The organism is Streptomyces sp. NPDC007346 (assembly GCF_040703535.1).
Lineage (GTDB): Bacteria > Actinomycetota > Actinomycetes > Streptomycetales > Streptomycetaceae > Streptomyces.
Genome location: NZ_JBEYKR010000046.1, coordinates 18,599 through 32,595, shown reverse-complemented (window position 1 = coordinate 32,595; position 13,997 = coordinate 18,599). Strand labels below are relative to the sequence as shown.

Genomic DNA, 13,997 nt, shown 5'->3' with positions numbered 1-13,997 from the left:
CCCCAGCACAAGTGCCAGGGCGCGGCTCGACCGGACAGAGTCCGGGAGCAGTTCCACAGTCACCTGCGCAGGTCGTCCGATCTATCGGAACCTTCGGTCACCGTCCCCCTCGCGGGAGCGCAGCGACGACCAGCGGTCTTTGGCTTCCTGTGGAGCGTACGCGACCGGGGGCGCGCCGGGCAAATCCGGCGCCGCCCACCCGGGCGCGGGAGGTTTGGGCAGAGGTCAGGAGGGGTCCGCCCCCTGCTGCTTCAGGATCTCCTTGAAGTCCACGGTGTCGGAGGCCGGCGGCTTCTCCACCAGGACGTCCGTGCCGTAGTCGCTGTAGAAGACCGTCGAGTTGAACGGGCCGATCGCCGTCTCGCCGCGCTCGGTCTTCTTCACGAGCAGGTCGTCCTTGTCGACCCAGATGTCGACGGTCTGGGTGGTGACACCGGCGGCGGAGAGCTGCTCCTTGAGGGCGGCGAGCTGCTCGGGGTCCAGCGCGCTGTTCCGCCCGGTCAGCTCCGCCACGTCGACCGTGCCGGAGTAGCGCGTCGCCGGGACGCCCCTGACGTCCTCCTGGCCGACCTTCTTGACGTCCCCCGCGGCCAGCAGGGCCTTCACGCCCTGCTCCGGGGTGCTGTTCTGCACCTGCTCCTTCAGGACGTCGCCCGCGGGCCCGCCGAGCTCCGCGAGGTCCTTGTAGGCGTACCGGATCCAGTGCTTGCCGCCGACGGTCGCCGCGAAGGCGTCGCCCATGTTGGCGTAGTACTCGTCCTTGAGATAGCGCGCCTGCACCGAACCGTCGCCGCCGCCCTGCTGAAGGGCCTCGGCCATGGTGCCGCCGGTGTAGGTGATGGTGAGCGAGCCCGAGAGGCCGTCTGCCCAGCCGATGGTGCCCGTCTGCTTCATGGAGACGGTGTCGCCCATCTCCGTGGTGCCCTCGATCCGGGCCGACTGCGCGGTGCCGGTCTTCTTCCGGATCTGCTGGAGCGCCACGACGGAGCCGGCCCCCGCCACGTCCCCGGCCGGCTTCTCCGCCGCCGGGGAGCCGCTCTCCCCGCCGCCGCCCCCGCAGGCCGCCACCGACATCAGGGCCGCCACCGCGGCCCCCGTACCCACGCGCCGTAACGTGCTCGTCCTCATACGACCGGTCCACCCCTCGTATCGTCCGTCGTCCTGTCCACCCTGGCACAGGCCACCGACAGTCACTGGCTCTCTGGTGCTTCTTCCTTCGGATACGAGGACGGGCCCCGCACCTCGAAAGGTTGCGGGGCCCGTTCACACAGAGCGCGCCTGCGACGCGGCTACCGGGTGAGCACGGTGGCTCAGACGGCGGCCGGGTCCTCCTCGACGAGGAGGTTGCGGGTGCGGTTGGCGTCCAGCGGGATGCCGGGGCCCATCGTGGTGGCCAGCGTGGCCTTCTTGATGTAGCGGCCCTTGGCGGCGGACGGCTTCAGACGCAGGATCTCGTCCAGCGCCGCTGCGTAGTTCTCCACCAGCTTGGTCTCGTCGAAGGAGACCTTGCCGATGATGAAGTGCAGGTTCGAGTGCTTGTCGACGCGGAACTCGATCTTGCCGCCCTTGATGTCGTTGACAGCCTTCACGACGTCGGGGGTGACGGTGCCGGTCTTCGGGTTCGGCATCAGACCACGCGGACCGAGCACGCGGCCCAGGCGGCCGACCTTGCCCATGAGGTCCGGCGTGGCGACGACGGCGTCGAAGTCCAGACGGCCCTTCGCCACCTCGTCGATCAGCTCGTCGGCGCCGACGATGTCGGCTCCGGCGGCTTCCGCGGCCGCAGCACGGTCACCGGTCGCGAAGACCAGGACCCGGGCGGTCTTGCCGGTGCCGTGCGGGAGGTTCACGGTGCCGCGGACCATCTGGTCGGCCTTGCGCGGGTCGACACCCAGGCAGAAGGCGACCTCGACGGTGCCGTCGAACTTCGTGGAGGCGGTGTCCTTGGCGATACGGACGGCCTCGAGCGGGGCGTAGTTACGCTCCCGGTCGATCTTGGCGTCCGCAGCGCGGAGGTTCTTGCTGCGCTTCACTTCTACTCCTGTGGTTTCAGAGTGTGGAGTCGTGGTGCGGACCAGCGCTTGGTCCTACCACTGGGGGCTACGGGGCTGAATCAGCCTTCGACCGTGATGCCCATGGAACGGGCGGTGCCGGCAATGATCTTCGACGCGGCGTCGAGGTCATTGGCGTTCAGGTCGGGGAGCTTCGTCGTGGCGATCTCGCGGACCTGGTCGGCCGTCAGCTTGGCGACCTTGGTCTTGTGAGGCTCGCCGGAGCCCTTGTCCACACCCGCGGCCTTGAGGATCAGCTTGGCGGCCGGCGGAGTCTTCGTGACGAAGGTGAAGGAGCGGTCCTCGTAGACCGTGATCTCCACCGGCACGACCATGCCACGCTGCGACTCGGTCGCGGCGTTGTAGGCCTTGCAGAACTCCATGATGTTGACGCCGTGCTGACCGAGCGCGGGGCCGACCGGCGGGGCCGGGTTCGCCGCACCGGCGTTGATCTGGAGCTTGATAAGCCCCGTGACCTTCTTCTTCTTGGGAGGCATTGCTCTCTCCGGGTCCTATGAGAGTGTTTCGCCGCCGATTCCGGTCATCCGGATGGAGGCATACCGCACAACGATAACGGGTATAGCTGTGCGACCAAAAACCCAGCAGGTCAGAGCGGCTTCGAAGCCCCTCTGACCTGCTGGGTAGGCATGTGTCCAGAAACCGGCGGGAGGCGCTAGTTCTTCTGGATCTGGTCGAAGCTGAGCTCGACCGGGGTCTCGCGGCCGAAGATCTCGACGAGGCCCTTGACCTTCTTCGAGTCGGCGTTGATCTCGTTGATCGTGGCCTGCAGCGTGGCGAACGGGCCGTCGGTGACGGTGACCGAGTCGCCCACCTCGAAGTCCAGCACCTGGACCTCGACCTTGCGGGACGGAGCCGGCTTGCCCTCGGCCTCGGCGGCCTCGCGGGCGGCCTTCTCCTCGGCCTCCGGGGCGAGCATCTTGACGATCTCGTCCAGGGTCAGCGGGTACGGGTCGTAGGCGTTGCCCACGAAGCCGGTGACGCCCGGCGTGTTCCGCACGACGCCCCAGGACTCGTTCGTCAGGTCCATGCGCACCAGCACGTAGCCGGGGAGCTTGTTCTGCCGGACGTTCTTGCGCTCGCCGTTCTTGATCTGGACGATTTCCTCTTCAGGCACCTCGGCCTGATAGATGAACTCCTCCACGTTGAGCGAGACGGCGCGCTGCTCCAGGTTGGCCTTCACGCGCTTCTCGTAACCGGCGTACGTGTGGATGACGTACCACTCGCCGGGGAGACCGCGGAGCTCTTCGCGCAGCGCGGTGACCGGGTCGACGGGGGCGGCCGGCTCGGCCTCCTCGTCGGCGGCCTCGGCCTCGACGGCTTCGCTCTCCTCGGCGGCGACGGCGACCTCGGCGTCCTCGTCGGCCTGGATCGTCTCGTCGGCCTCCACGGCCACGGCGGCGGCCTCGTCCTGACCGGGCTTCTCGGAACCAGCAGCCTCAACGATGCCGAGCTCGTCCTTGGCGGACTCGAAGGCGCCAGCCTCGGGCTCGACGGAGTCGTTCAGGTTCGGGTCAGACACGATGGCTGCTTCTTCCTGGATACAAAGGGGTGGAACATGCGGTGGGGGCGCCCGTCGGACGCCTTCCGCCGGCTCAGCCGAAGACGTACTTGACGATCCGCGCGAATCCCATGTCAAGAACGGTAACAAGACCAATCATGACAACGACGAACACAATCACCACACTGGTGTATGTCGTCAGCTGGCTGCGAGTCGGCCAGACAACCTTACGGAGTTCGGCGACGATCTGGCGGTAGAACAGCGCGAGGCGGCCCAGAGGACCCTTCTTGCCGCGCTTGCCGCCCTTCCGAGTCTTCTTGTTGGACTCGGGGGATTCATCCTCAGCATCAGGCATGTCGATGGAGCCCACGGCGTCCGTCACGCTACTCACCTGATTCCGGGTCGTGGCCGTGCCGCGCCCGGTGGAGCCGCACGGCTGTGCAATGAAGTACGTACATGCGCACACATCCTGGCGAAGGAGTGTGTAGCAGGGCCGGAGGGACTTGAACCCCCAACCGCTGGTTTTGGAGACCAGTGCTCTACCAATTGAGCTACGACCCTTTGTGGTTTCCACCAACCTACCGCATCTTCCCCGGTGCCCGGGTGTGAAGACGGTGCGGCTGGTGAAGGCCAACGACAGGTGAGTGTACGTGCTCGGAGCCGATGCGTCGAACAGACAACTGCCGACCGGTCCTGTCCGGTTCCCGTACCGGTCCTGTCCGGTCCCTGAAACCCGTGTGCCGCCGGGTTTTCCGGTCTGGGAGCATGGGCCCATGAGCGCTGCAACTTCTCCGTCCGAGCGCAGGGTTTCCGCCCGCGTCGGTGCGATCTCCGAGTCCGCGACCCTCGCCGTCGACGCCAAGGCCAAGGCCCTCAAGGCCGCCGGTCGTCCGGTGATCGGCTTCGGCGCCGGCGAGCCCGACTTCCCGACCCCCGGCTACATCGTCGACGCCGCGGTCGAGGCCTGCCGCAACCCGAAGTACCACCGCTACACCCCGGCCGGCGGGCTCCCCGAGCTCAAGGCCGCCATCGCAGAGAAGACGCTGCGGGACTCCGGCTACGAGGTCGACGCGAGCCAGATCCTGGTGACCAACGGCGGCAAGCAGGCCATCTACGAGGCCTTCGCCGCGATCCTCGACCCGGGCGATGAGGTCATCGTCCCCGCCCCCTACTGGACCACCTACCCCGAGTCGATCCGTCTCGCCGGCGGTGTCCCGGTCGAGGTCGTCGCCGACGAGACCACCGGCTACCGGGTCTCCGTCGAGCAGCTGGAGGCCGCCCGCACCGAGAAGACCAAGGTCGTCCTCTTCGTCTCGCCGTCCAACCCGACCGGCGCCGTCTACAGCGAGGCCGACGCCGAGGCGATCGGCCGCTGGGCCGTCGAGCACGGCCTGTGGGTCATGACCGACGAGATCTACGAGCACCTCGTCTACGGCGACGCGAAGTTCACCTCGCTCCCGGCGATCGTGCCCGAGCTGCGCGACAAGTGCGTCGTCGTCAACGGCGTCGCCAAGACGTACGCGATGACCGGCTGGCGGGTGGGGTGGATCATCGGCCCGAAGGACGTCGTCAAGGCCGCGACCAACCTCCAGTCGCACGCCACCTCCAACGTCTCCAACGTCGCCCAGATCGCCGCGCTCGCCGCGGTCTCCGGCCCGCTGGACGCCGTCGCGGAGATGCGCACCGCCTTCGACCGCCGCCGCAACCTCATCGTGCGGATGCTCAACGAGATCGACGGCGTGCTCTGCCCGGAGCCCGAGGGCGCGTTCTACGCCTACCCGTCGGTCAAGGGGCTGCTCGGCAAGGAGATCCGCGGCAAGCGCCCGGCCGACTCGGTCGAGCTGGCGGCCCTCATCCTGGACGAGGCCGAGGTCGCCGTCGTCCCGGGCGAGGCCTTCGGCACCCCCGGCTACCTCCGCCTCTCCTACGCCCTGGGCGACGAGGACCTCATCGAGGGCGTCTCCCGGCTCCAGAAGCTGCTGGGCGAGGCCAAGGCCTGAGAAGCCCGCGGAATTGTGCCCCCGGCCGCCTCGGCCGGGGGCGCTTTTCGTCTCAGCCCCACTCCAAAGAGGAAAGCGGCTTTCGCTCCGGCCCGCCCGTGCGGCAGGATCTTCAAATGGAGCGTGATGTACGTCTGTTGCCCAAGGCCCACCTGCACCTGCACTTCACCGGGTCGATGCGGCCCACCACCCTGCTCGAACTCGCCGACAAGTACGGGGTCCATCTCCCCGACGCACTGACCGGCGGCGAACCGCCGAAACTGCGGGCGACCGACGAGCGCGGCTGGTTCCGCTTCCAGCGGCTCTACGACATCGCCCGGTCCTGCCTGCGGTCGCCCGAGGACATCCACCGCCTGGTCCGCGAGAGCGCCCAGGAGGACGTCGCGGACGGCTCCGGCTGGCTGGAGATCCAGGTCGACCCCACCTCGTACGCGCCGCTGCTCGGCGGACTGATCCCGGCCATCGAGATCATCCTCGACGCCGTGGACAGTGCGGCCCGGGACACCGGGCTGGGGATGCGCGTGGTGATCGCCGCGAACCGGATGAAGCACCCGCTGGACGCCCGGACGCTGGCGCGGCTGGCCGTGCGGTACGCGGACCGGGGCGTCGTCGGCTTCGGGCTCTCCAACGACGAGCGGCGCGGCATGGCCCGCGACTTCGACCGGGCCTTCGCCATCGCCCGGGAGGGCGGTCTGCTGGCGGCCCCGCACGGCGGGGAGCTGGCGGGCCCCTCCAGCGTCCGGGACTGCCTGGACGACCTGGACGCCTCGCGCATCGGCCACGGCGTCCGGGCCGCCGAGGACCCCCGCCTGCTGGCGCAGCTGGCCGAGCGCCAGGTGACCTGCGAGGTCTGCCCGTCCTCCAATGTGGCCCTCGGCGTCTACGAGAAGGCGCAGGACGTCCCCCTGCGCACCTTGTTCGACGCGGGGGTGCCGATGGCGCTGGGCGCGGACGACCCGCTGCTGTTCGGCTCGCGGCTGGCCGCGCAGTACGAGCTGGTACGCCGCGACCACGGCTTCACCGACGAGGAGCTGGCCGAGCTGGCCCGCCAGTCGGTGCGCGGATCGGCCGCGCCCGTCGACGTACGGGACAAGCTCCTGTCGGGGATCGACGACTGGCTGGCTAACTGATCCCCGCGAGCAGGGTGCGGGCCAGGGAGGCGGCGAACTCCTCCAAGGGCTGCGGGGGTGTTCCGCCGGGGAGCGCGTCGTAGGCGAAGGCCCGCTGGGCGCAGGCGCCGAGCAGCAGGGACGCGGCGGCGTAGGTGTCGGCGTCCGCGCGGATCCGGCCCGCGCGCTGTTCGGCGCGGAGGTAGGCGTCGAGCCCCTGGATCGGCAGGTGGGGGCCGGTGCCGAGTTGGCGCATGGCCTGTTCGTGGCGGCGCTTGAGCTGGGGTTCGGCGTACAGGGAGGCGACCATGGGGAACGTCTGCGCGTAGAAGAGCGCGGCCTGCCGGGCCACCTCGGTGAGGTTGGCCTCGACGCCGCCCTCCCCCGGGACCAGGTCACCGAGCAGCCCGCCGAGCTTCGGCAGCCGTTCCTTCAGGACGGTCACGAAGAGCTCTTCCTTGCTGGGGAAATACTTGTAGAGCGCCGCCTCCGAACAGCCGGCCGCCCGCGCGATCTCCTTGGTGGTGGTCCGGGCGAGGCCGATGGAGAGCATCAGCTCGTGGGCGGCGTCGACGATGCGGACACGGGCCGGCCTCGGCTCCATACGGGCTCCTCCACGGCTTGACGAGTGGGTGATCAGCCACTCACCCTAGGGGTGAGTGAACACTTACCCACCCTAGGAGGGCGTATGCGGCTCACGGTGTTCGGAGCGACCGGGGGCGTCGGCGGGGAGGTCGTCGGCCAGGCGCTCACGGCGGGCCACGAGGTGACGGCCGTGGTCCGCGACCCCTCGAGGCTCCCGGAGTCGCTCGACGCCCGGACCCTGCACGGGGTCGTGCGACTGGACGACACGGCGGCGGTGCGCGCCGCGGTGGCGGGGCGGGACGCGGTGCTCTCGGGGCTGGGCGCGCGAGGCCGGAAGGCGGGCGGGGTCGCCGAGCGGCTGACCGGGCGGATCATCGACGCGATGGAGGCCGAGGGCGTGCGCCGGCTGCTGCTGGTGAGCGCGGCCCCGGTCGGGCCGGTGCCGGCCGGTGAGCCCCTGGTGGACCGGTTGATGCGCAAGGCCGTCAGAGCGGCCCTGGCCGAGGTGTACGCCGATCTCGCGCGGATGGAGGCGGCGCTGGAGCGCAGCGCCACGGACTGGACCTCCCTGCGCCCTCCAAGGCTGACGGACGGGCCGTGCACGGGCGCCTACCGCAAGGTCGTGGGCGGCGCGCCCCTGAGCGGCCGGTCCATCTCCCGGGCCGATGTGGCGCACGCGATGCTGGGGCTGATCGACGACCTGACGGCCGTGAGGCAGGGCGTGGGCGTCGCCTACTGAGCCCCCTTATATGGGCGCCGTCCCCTACTGAGCTCCCTTATACAGGCGCCGTCGCCTACTGAGCTCTCTTGTACAGGCGACGCGAACGCATGAAGGGCGACGCGAACGCCTACAGGGAGACGCCGACCGTCACCGGCTCGTTGACCAGGGTGATGCCGAAGGCGGCGTGGACCCCGGCGACGACCTCACGGGCCAGCGCGAGCAGGTCCTCGGTGGTGGCCTCGCCGCGGTTGGTCAGGGCGAGGGTGTGCTTGGTGGAGATCCGGGCCGGCCCGCTGCCGTACCCCTTGGTGAAGCCGGCCCGGTCGATCAGCCAGGCCGCCGAGGTCTTGGTGCGGCCGTCCTCGGCGGAGAACGCCGGGGGCGTCACGTCCGGGCCGAGGCGCTCGTGGACCTTAGCCAGGAAGTCCTGGAACGCGGCCGCGTCGAGGATCGGGTTGGTGAAGAAGGAGCCCGCGGACCAGGTGTCGTGGTCGTCCGGGTCCAGCACCATGCCCTTGCCGGCGCGCAGCTTCAGCACGGTCTCCCGGGCGGCCGTCAGGGCGACGCGCTCGCCCTGCTCGACGCCCATGGCCCTGGCCGTCTCCGGGTAGGCGAGGGGCGCGGAGAGACCGCCCGCCTCCTCCAGCGCGAACCGGACGCGGAGCACCACGAATCGGTCGGGGTCCGCCTTGAAGCGGCTGTGCCGGTACGAGAAGGAGCACTCCGCGTTCGGAAGGGTCACCGTCTCCTGGGTCTGCCGGTCGTAGGCGACGACCTCCGTGATCGTGGAGGAGACCTCCTGTCCGTACGCCCCGACGTTCTGGATGGGCGTCGCGCCGGCGGATCCGGGGATACCGGCCAGGCACTCGATGCCCGCGAGCCCCGCCTCCACGGTCCGGGCGACGGCGTCCGTCCAGGTCTCCCCGGCCGCCAGCTCCAGCGACGTACCGGAGAGCGCGAAGCCCTTCGTGGCGATCCGCAGCGCCGTGCCGTCGAAGCCCTTGTCGCCGATGACCAGGTTGGATCCGCCGCCGATGACCAGCAGCGGGGTGCCGCTCGCGTCGGCCTCGCGTACGGCGGCGACCACCTCGGCGTCGGTGGCGGCCGTCAGGAGGCGGGTGGCGGGGCCGCCGAGCCGGAAGGTGGTCAGGGGGGCGAGGGGGGCATCGTGGAGTTCCTGCACGGGGACAAGAGTACGGTCCGCGTCCCCGCCGCTCGGGCGGGGCCACGGACCGTGGGACGCGCGCCCCGGGCCGGGGGCGTACCGCGCCGGGCCGCCGGGAACCCGCAGGGAGGCGCGCCGTACGCCTCGCGGGACGCCCGGGGCCCCAGGGGTACGTCGTACGCCTCGCGGGACGCCGTACGGCTCAGGGCCCGGTACGCCTCAGGCGAGCCGGACGACGGCCCGGGACATCCCCAGCACCCTCTTGCCTTCGCACACGGCCACCAGGTCCACCCGGACCAGGTTGTCCTCCAGCTTGGCCGCGACCTTGCCGCTGACCTCGATCAGCGCGCCCTTGTCGTCGTTGGGCACGACGACCGGCTTGGTGAACCGCACCCCGTAGTCGACGACCACGCCCGGGTCCCCGGCCCAGTCCGTGACCACGCGGATCGCCTCGGCCATCGTGAACATGCCGTGCGCGATCACGTCCGGCAGCCCGACCTCGCGCGCGAACTTCTCGTTCCAGTGGATCGGGTTGAAGTCGCCCGACGCACCGGCGTACTGGACGAGCGCCGCCCGCGTCACCGGGAACGACTGCGCGGGCAGCTCCGTACCGACCTCGACCGACCCGTAAGAGACCTTCGCCGTCATCACGCCTCCTCGGCGGCGCGCGCCACCAGCTTCGTGAGCGCCGTGACCACCAGCTCGCCAGCCTCGTCGTGCACATCCCCGCGAATGTCGAGAACGTCGTTGCCCGCCAGGGACTTGATGCTCTCGATCGTGGAGGTGACCGTCAGCCGGTCCCCCGCCCGTACCGGACGCACGTACGAGAACTTCTGGTCGCCGTGGACGACCCGGCTGTAGTCCAGGCCCAGCTGCGGATCCCGCACCACCTCACCGGCGGCCCGGTACGTGATCGAGAAGACGAAGGTGGGCGGTGCGATCACATCGGGGTGGCCGAGCGCACGGGCCGCCTCCACATCGACGTACGCCGGATGGGCGTCACCCACCGCCTCGGCGAACTCGCGGATCTTCTCCCGGCCTACCTCGTACGCCGGGGTGGGCGGATACGTCCGCCCCACGAAGGACTGGTCGAGCGCCATGCGCGCGCTACCTCCTGATGGAAAGACGAATAAGGGCACGCCCCTGTGCGGGGAGCCACCCCGTACAACGACACGAGGCCGCCCCCAGAGGGGACGGCCTCGTGTACGAGCCTGATTCAGCGCGTTTCGCGGTGCGCGGTGTGCGAGTTGCAGCGCGGGCAGTGCTTCTTCATCTCAAGACGGTCCGGGTTGTTACGCCGGTTCTTCTTGGTGATGTAGTTCCGCTCCTTGCACTCCACGCAGGCCAGCGTGATCTTCGGGCGGACGTCGGTGGCAGCCACGTGAGTGCTCCTTGGACGGACGATGGACGGATGAACGCATAAAAGAGTAGCCGATCGAAGGACCGACCCAACAATCGGCTACCGTTAGTAGCGGTGACCGGACTTGAACCGGTGACACAGCGATTATGAGCCGCTTGCTCTACCGACTGAGCTACACCGCTTTGATGATGAGTCCCCCCGCCGAAGCGGGGCTTCCCGATCACCAGAGCCCCAATGCGGAATCGAACCGCAGACCTTCTCCTTACCATGGAGACGCTCTACCGACTGAGCTATTGGGGCGAGCGATGAAGACATTACACGGTCCCCCACCGATCGCCCAAATCCGTTTCGGCACCGTGCTCCAGCCATCGGTCCGCGCCCGCACACACCCCCTGATCAGGCCTTGATCCAGCCCGCGCGCCCTTCCGGACGGGCCCCTTCCACCGGACCGGCGCGGGCACTCCGGTACGACTATTCGGCTCGCCCAGGAAGCCGCCGTGCCACGCGTCGCGGGCCCGGCCATGATCGGCGGAACACCCCTCGCGAGTCCGGACGGGACCCCCACGCCCCCTCCGGTCCCGCCCACTCCGTGTGACCCCGCACCCTCCCAGGAGCGCGATGCCCGACAGCCGGCCGCGGCGACCCGACGACGACACGCCCGGCAGCGCCGAAGCGGCCACCACCGACCCCGCCCTCGTCCTGAGCGGTGCCCGCCTGACCGACGGCCGGGCCGTCGACGTACGCCTCAGCGGCAGCCGCATCGAGGCCGTGGGCACCGCGGGCAGCCTCACCACCCGCGGCCCCCGCATCGACCTGCGCGGCTACCTCCTGCTGCCCGCCCCCGCCGAACCGCACGCCCACGGCGACACCGCCCTCACCGCCGACGGCGCCGGACCCGACGGCCCGGGGCCCGCCTCCCGCCGCGCCGAGGACATCCAGCGCCGCGCCACCGAGGCCGCCCTCCTCCAGCTCGGCCACGGCGCCACCTCCCTGCGCGCCCACGTCCGCATCGGCGACGTCCAGGGCCTCGCGGCGCTGGAGGCCGTGCTACAGGCCCGGCGGGCCCTGCACGGCCTCGCCGACCTGACCGCGGTCGCCGTCCCCCGGCTGCTCACCGGCATCGCCGGAGCCGACGGCCTCGCCATGCTCCGCGACGCCGTGCGGATGGGCGCCGCGGTCGTCGGCGGCTGCCCCGGCCTGGACCCCGACCCCACCGGCTACACGGCGGCCGTCCTGGAGGTCGCCGCCGAGCACGGCTGCCCCGTCGACCTGCACACCGACAGCGACGACCCGGCCCGCCTGGCCCGCCTCGCCGCCATGGCCGGAGGACTGCGCCCCGGGGTCACCATCGGCCCCTGCGCCGGACTCGCCCACCTCCCCCTGGAGACCGCGAGCCGGGCCGCCGACCAGCTGGCCGCCGCCGGCATCACCGTCGTCTGCCTCCCCCAGGGCGGCTGCACCGGCTCCGAACACCGTACGAGCGCCCCTGTGCGCCTCCTGCGCTCCGCCGGCGTACGCGTGGCGGCGGGCAGCGGCGCACTGCGCGACGCGGCCAACCCCGTGGGCCGCGGCGACCCGCTCGAAGCCGCCTACCTCCTCGCCTCGCAGCACGGCCTGCGCCCCGAACACGCCTACGCCATGGTCTCCACCACCGCCCGCGCGGCCCTCGGCCTGCCCGACGTCCGCGTGGAGGCGGGCTTCCCCGCCGAACTCCTCGCCGTACGCGGCGAAGGGCTGCCCGCCGTGCTCTCCCTCGCCTACAGCCGGATCGTCATCCACCGCGGCCGGATCGTCGCCCGCACCAGCGCCGTACGCGAATACCGCGACTCCGGCCCCGACACGGCCGCCGGCCCCGACCTCCCCCGCCAGGGGCGACCCGACTCCGGTGCCGGGCCCAAGAGCTGAGCACGCGGCGGCCGCCGGGCGTACGGTCGGAGGTATGCGCATTGTCATCGCAGGTGGACACGGACAGATCGCACTGCGGCTGGAGCGGCTGCTCGCCGCCCGCGGGGATGAAGCCGTAGGGATCATCCGCAACCCCCAACAGAGCCAGGACCTCACCGATATCGGCGCCGAACCCGCCGTGCTGGACCTCGAATCGGCCTCTGTGGAGGAGGCCGCCCAGGTGCTGCGCGGGGCCGACGCGGCCGTCTTCGCGGCCGGCGCCGGTCCGAACAGCGGCACCGCCCGCAAGGACACCGTCGACCGGGGCGCCGCCGTCCTCTTCGCCGACGCGGCCCAGGCGGCGGGCGTACGCCGGTACGTCATCGTCTCCTCCATGGGCGCCGACCCCGACCACCCCGGCGACGAGGTGTTCGACGTCTACCTGAGGGCGAAGGGCGCGGCGGACGCCGACGTACGCTCCCGCTCCGCGCTCGACTGGACGATCCTGCGCCCCGGAATGCTCACCAACGACGCGGGCAACGGACAGATCCTGCTGGCGGCGAAGACCGGCCGCGGCCCGATCCCGCGCGACGACGTGGCCGCCACGATCCTGGAGCTGCTGGACACTCCGGCGACGGCCGGCCTGACCCTTGAGGTCATCTCGGGGAACGTGCCGGTCGCCGTGTCCGTGAAGGACATCGCGGGCAACTGACCCTGCCCCCGGGCGCTCCGGGGGCTGTCGGGGCCCCTCGGGGGCTGTCGGACACCCAGGGGCTGCCGGGCGCCCCGGGGGAACTGCCGGACGCCTCGGGAACGAGGAAGCCCCCGACCAGAAGGACTGGTCGGGGGCTTCGTTCGCGTGGCGGCGCCAGGGTTCGAACCTGGGTAGGCTGAGCCGGCAGATTTACAGTCTGCTCCCTTTGGCCACTCGGGCACACCGCCTCGAACGACGCGTCGGATCTCCGCTGGTGATCTCCTTGGCGACGACGTAAACAATACCTGATGACCAGGGGTGCTCCGCCACCTCATTGGTCAGCAGCCGGAGGGTGCGGCGGTGGCTAGGCTTTGCGCTGTATCCCACGCACATTCGACGCAAGGAGCCACACGTCATGGCCGACTCCAGTTTCGACATCGTCTCGAAGGTCGAGCGGCAGGAGGTCGACAACGCCCTCAACCAGGCCGCCAAGGAGATCTCCCAGCGTTACGACTTCAAGGGCACGGGCGCCTCGATCTCGTGGTCCGGCGAGAAGATCCTGATGGAGGCGAACGGCGAGGAGCGGGTCAAGGCGATCCTCGACATCTTCCAGTCCAAGCTGATCAAGCGGGGCATCTCGCTGAAGTCGCTGGACGCCGGCGAGCCGCAGCTCTCCGGCAAGGAGTACAAGATCTTCGCCACGATCGAGGAAGGCATCTCCCAGGAGAACGCCAAGAAGGTGGCGAAGATCATCCGCGACGAGGGCCCCAAGGGTGTCAAGGCGCAGGTCCAGGGTGACGAACTGCGCGTCAGCTCGAAGAGCCGGGACGACCTTCAGGCCGTGCAGGCGCTGCTGAAGGGCCAGGACTTCGACTTCGCGGTGCAGTTCGTGAACTACCGGTAGGGCCG

The 13,997-nt window shown here is 70.4% G+C and carries 16 protein-coding genes and 4 tRNA genes; 6 read left to right on the top strand and 14 right to left on the bottom strand.

What is annotated here, in order from left to right; translation table 11 throughout:
• Window positions 1–225: 225 nt before the first annotated feature.
• The 6 genes from AB0917_RS14780 to AB0917_RS14755 all read right to left on the bottom strand — a co-directional run bounded on the left by AB0917_RS14780 (window position 226) and on the right by AB0917_RS14755 (window position 4,131).
• Complete coding sequence (locus AB0917_RS14780) at window positions 226–1,128, bottom strand: hypothetical protein (RefSeq protein ID WP_366819909.1); 903 nt, start codon at window positions 1,126–1,128, stop codon at window positions 226–228.
• A gap of 182 nt (window positions 1,129–1,310) precedes the next feature.
• A complete protein-coding gene (gene rplA / locus AB0917_RS14775) occupies window positions 1,311–2,033 on the bottom strand; it encodes a 50S ribosomal protein L1 (RefSeq protein ID WP_093693493.1) in 723 nt (240 codons plus the stop codon).
• Between the two features lie 80 nt (window positions 2,034–2,113).
• Entirely contained in the window at window positions 2,114–2,548 is a 435-nt protein-coding gene (gene rplK, locus AB0917_RS14770) for a 50S ribosomal protein L11 (protein ID WP_014154605.1), read from the bottom strand.
• A gap of 176 nt (window positions 2,549–2,724) precedes the next feature.
• Window positions 2,725–3,591, bottom strand: coding sequence for a transcription termination/antitermination protein NusG (gene nusG, locus AB0917_RS14765; protein ID WP_366819908.1), 867 nt, complete (start codon window positions 3,589–3,591; stop codon window positions 2,725–2,727).
• A 73-nt stretch (window positions 3,592–3,664) separates the two neighbouring features.
• Entirely contained in the window at window positions 3,665–3,952 is a 288-nt protein-coding gene (gene secE, locus AB0917_RS14760) for a preprotein translocase subunit SecE (protein WP_366819907.1), read from the bottom strand.
• A gap of 106 nt (window positions 3,953–4,058) precedes the next feature.
• Window positions 4,059–4,131 (bottom strand) — tRNA-Trp (locus AB0917_RS14755).
• Window positions 4,132–4,343: 212 nt separating this feature from the next.
• On the opposite strand from AB0917_RS14755, the gene AB0917_RS14750 reads away from it, so the two are divergent.
• Both AB0917_RS14750 and AB0917_RS14745 read left to right on the top strand, forming a co-directional pair.
• Window positions 4,344–5,570, top strand: a complete 1,227-nt coding sequence (locus AB0917_RS14750; protein WP_366819906.1) for a pyridoxal phosphate-dependent aminotransferase — start codon at window positions 4,344–4,346, stop codon at window positions 5,568–5,570.
• Between the two features lie 116 nt (window positions 5,571–5,686).
• Window positions 5,687–6,700: an adenosine deaminase gene (locus AB0917_RS14745; RefSeq protein WP_366819905.1), complete on the top strand. Its 1,014-nt coding sequence runs from the start codon at window positions 5,687–5,689 to the stop codon at window positions 6,698–6,700.
• On the opposite strand, the gene AB0917_RS14740 is transcribed toward AB0917_RS14745, so the two are convergent.
• Window positions 6,693–7,283 carry a TetR/AcrR family transcriptional regulator gene (locus AB0917_RS14740; RefSeq protein ID WP_366819904.1) on the bottom strand — a complete coding sequence of 197 codons (591 nt, stop codon included), beginning with the start codon at window positions 7,281–7,283 and terminating at the stop codon, window positions 6,693–6,695. The genes AB0917_RS14745 and AB0917_RS14740 overlap by 8 nt on opposite strands.
• An 84-nt stretch (window positions 7,284–7,367) precedes the next feature.
• Here AB0917_RS14740 and AB0917_RS14735 point away from each other — a divergent pair, with 84 nt between their 5' ends.
• Window positions 7,368–8,003 (top strand): NAD(P)-binding oxidoreductase, encoded by a 636-nt coding sequence (locus AB0917_RS14735; RefSeq protein ID WP_366819903.1) that lies wholly within the window; start codon window positions 7,368–7,370, stop codon window positions 8,001–8,003.
• A gap of 109 nt (window positions 8,004–8,112) precedes the next feature.
• Here AB0917_RS14735 and AB0917_RS14730 read toward each other — a convergent pair whose 3' ends face one another.
• The 6 genes from AB0917_RS14730 to AB0917_RS14705 form a co-directional block, all read right to left on the bottom strand.
• A complete protein-coding gene (locus AB0917_RS14730) occupies window positions 8,113–9,168 on the bottom strand; it encodes a UDP-N-acetylmuramate dehydrogenase (RefSeq protein WP_366819902.1) in 1,056 nt (351 codons plus the stop codon).
• A 201-nt stretch (window positions 9,169–9,369) separates the two neighbouring features.
• Window positions 9,370–9,798 (bottom strand): MaoC family dehydratase, encoded by a 429-nt coding sequence (locus AB0917_RS14725; RefSeq protein ID WP_366819901.1) that lies wholly within the window; start codon window positions 9,796–9,798, stop codon window positions 9,370–9,372.
• Window positions 9,798–10,250 (bottom strand): MaoC family dehydratase N-terminal domain-containing protein, encoded by a 453-nt coding sequence (locus AB0917_RS14720; protein WP_366819900.1) that lies wholly within the window; start codon window positions 10,248–10,250, stop codon window positions 9,798–9,800. The genes AB0917_RS14725 and AB0917_RS14720 overlap by 1 nt, the downstream gene beginning before the upstream one ends.
• Before the next feature lie 116 nt (window positions 10,251–10,366).
• A complete protein-coding gene (gene rpmG, locus AB0917_RS14715) occupies window positions 10,367–10,531 on the bottom strand; it encodes a 50S ribosomal protein L33 (protein ID WP_003956487.1) in 165 nt (54 codons plus the stop codon).
• 88 nt (window positions 10,532–10,619) lie between these two features.
• A tRNA-Met gene (locus AB0917_RS14710) sits at window positions 10,620–10,692 on the bottom strand.
• Window positions 10,693–10,737: 45 nt separating this feature from the next.
• A tRNA-Thr gene (locus AB0917_RS14705) sits at window positions 10,738–10,810 on the bottom strand.
• A gap of 318 nt (window positions 10,811–11,128) precedes the next feature.
• On the opposite strand from AB0917_RS14705, the gene AB0917_RS14700 reads away from it, so the two are divergent.
• Window positions 11,129–12,415, top strand: a complete 1,287-nt coding sequence (locus AB0917_RS14700) for an amidohydrolase family protein (RefSeq protein WP_366819899.1) — start codon at window positions 11,129–11,131, stop codon at window positions 12,413–12,415.
• 34 nt (window positions 12,416–12,449) lie between these two features.
• Window positions 12,450–13,106: an SDR family oxidoreductase gene (locus AB0917_RS14695; RefSeq protein ID WP_366819898.1), complete on the top strand. Its 657-nt coding sequence runs from the start codon at window positions 12,450–12,452 to the stop codon at window positions 13,104–13,106.
• A 148-nt stretch (window positions 13,107–13,254) separates the two neighbouring features.
• Here AB0917_RS14695 and AB0917_RS14690 read toward each other — a convergent pair.
• Window positions 13,255–13,336 (bottom strand) — tRNA-Tyr (locus AB0917_RS14690).
• A gap of 167 nt (window positions 13,337–13,503) precedes the next feature.
• Between AB0917_RS14690 and AB0917_RS14685 the strand changes: the two genes are divergently transcribed.
• On the top strand, window positions 13,504–13,992 hold the full coding sequence (locus AB0917_RS14685; protein WP_030926258.1) for a YajQ family cyclic di-GMP-binding protein: 489 nt from the start codon (window positions 13,504–13,506) through the stop codon (window positions 13,990–13,992).
• The last annotated feature ends 5 nt before the right edge of the window (window positions 13,993–13,997 follow it).

Excerpts from the sequence above, each read along its gene's own strand:
- AB0917_RS14780 (WP_366819909.1), bottom strand. The coding sequence starts at position 1,128 with ATGAGGACGAGCACGTTACGGCGCGTGGGTACGGGGGCCGCGGTGGCG.
- rplK (WP_014154605.1), bottom strand. The coding sequence starts at position 2,548 with ATGCCTCCCAAGAAGAAGAAGGTCACGGGGCTTATCAAGCTCCAGATC.
- AB0917_RS14750 (WP_366819906.1), top strand. The coding sequence starts at position 4,344 with ATGAGCGCTGCAACTTCTCCGTCCGAGCGCAGGGTTTCCGCCCGCGTC.
- AB0917_RS14745 (WP_366819905.1), top strand. The coding sequence starts at position 5,687 with ATGGAGCGTGATGTACGTCTGTTGCCCAAGGCCCACCTGCACCTGCAC.
- AB0917_RS14740 (WP_366819904.1), bottom strand. The coding sequence starts at position 7,283 with ATGGAGCCGAGGCCGGCCCGTGTCCGCATCGTCGACGCCGCCCACGAG.
- AB0917_RS14735 (WP_366819903.1), top strand. The coding sequence starts at position 7,368 with ATGCGGCTCACGGTGTTCGGAGCGACCGGGGGCGTCGGCGGGGAGGTC.
- AB0917_RS14725 (WP_366819901.1), bottom strand. The coding sequence starts at position 9,798 with ATGACGGCGAAGGTCTCTTACGGGTCGGTCGAGGTCGGTACGGAGCTG.
- AB0917_RS14720 (WP_366819900.1), bottom strand. The coding sequence starts at position 10,250 with ATGGCGCTCGACCAGTCCTTCGTGGGGCGGACGTATCCGCCCACCCCG.
- AB0917_RS14700 (WP_366819899.1), top strand. The coding sequence starts at position 11,129 with ATGCCCGACAGCCGGCCGCGGCGACCCGACGACGACACGCCCGGCAGC.
- AB0917_RS14695 (WP_366819898.1), top strand. The coding sequence starts at position 12,450 with ATGCGCATTGTCATCGCAGGTGGACACGGACAGATCGCACTGCGGCTG.
- AB0917_RS14685 (WP_030926258.1), top strand. The coding sequence starts at position 13,504 with ATGGCCGACTCCAGTTTCGACATCGTCTCGAAGGTCGAGCGGCAGGAG.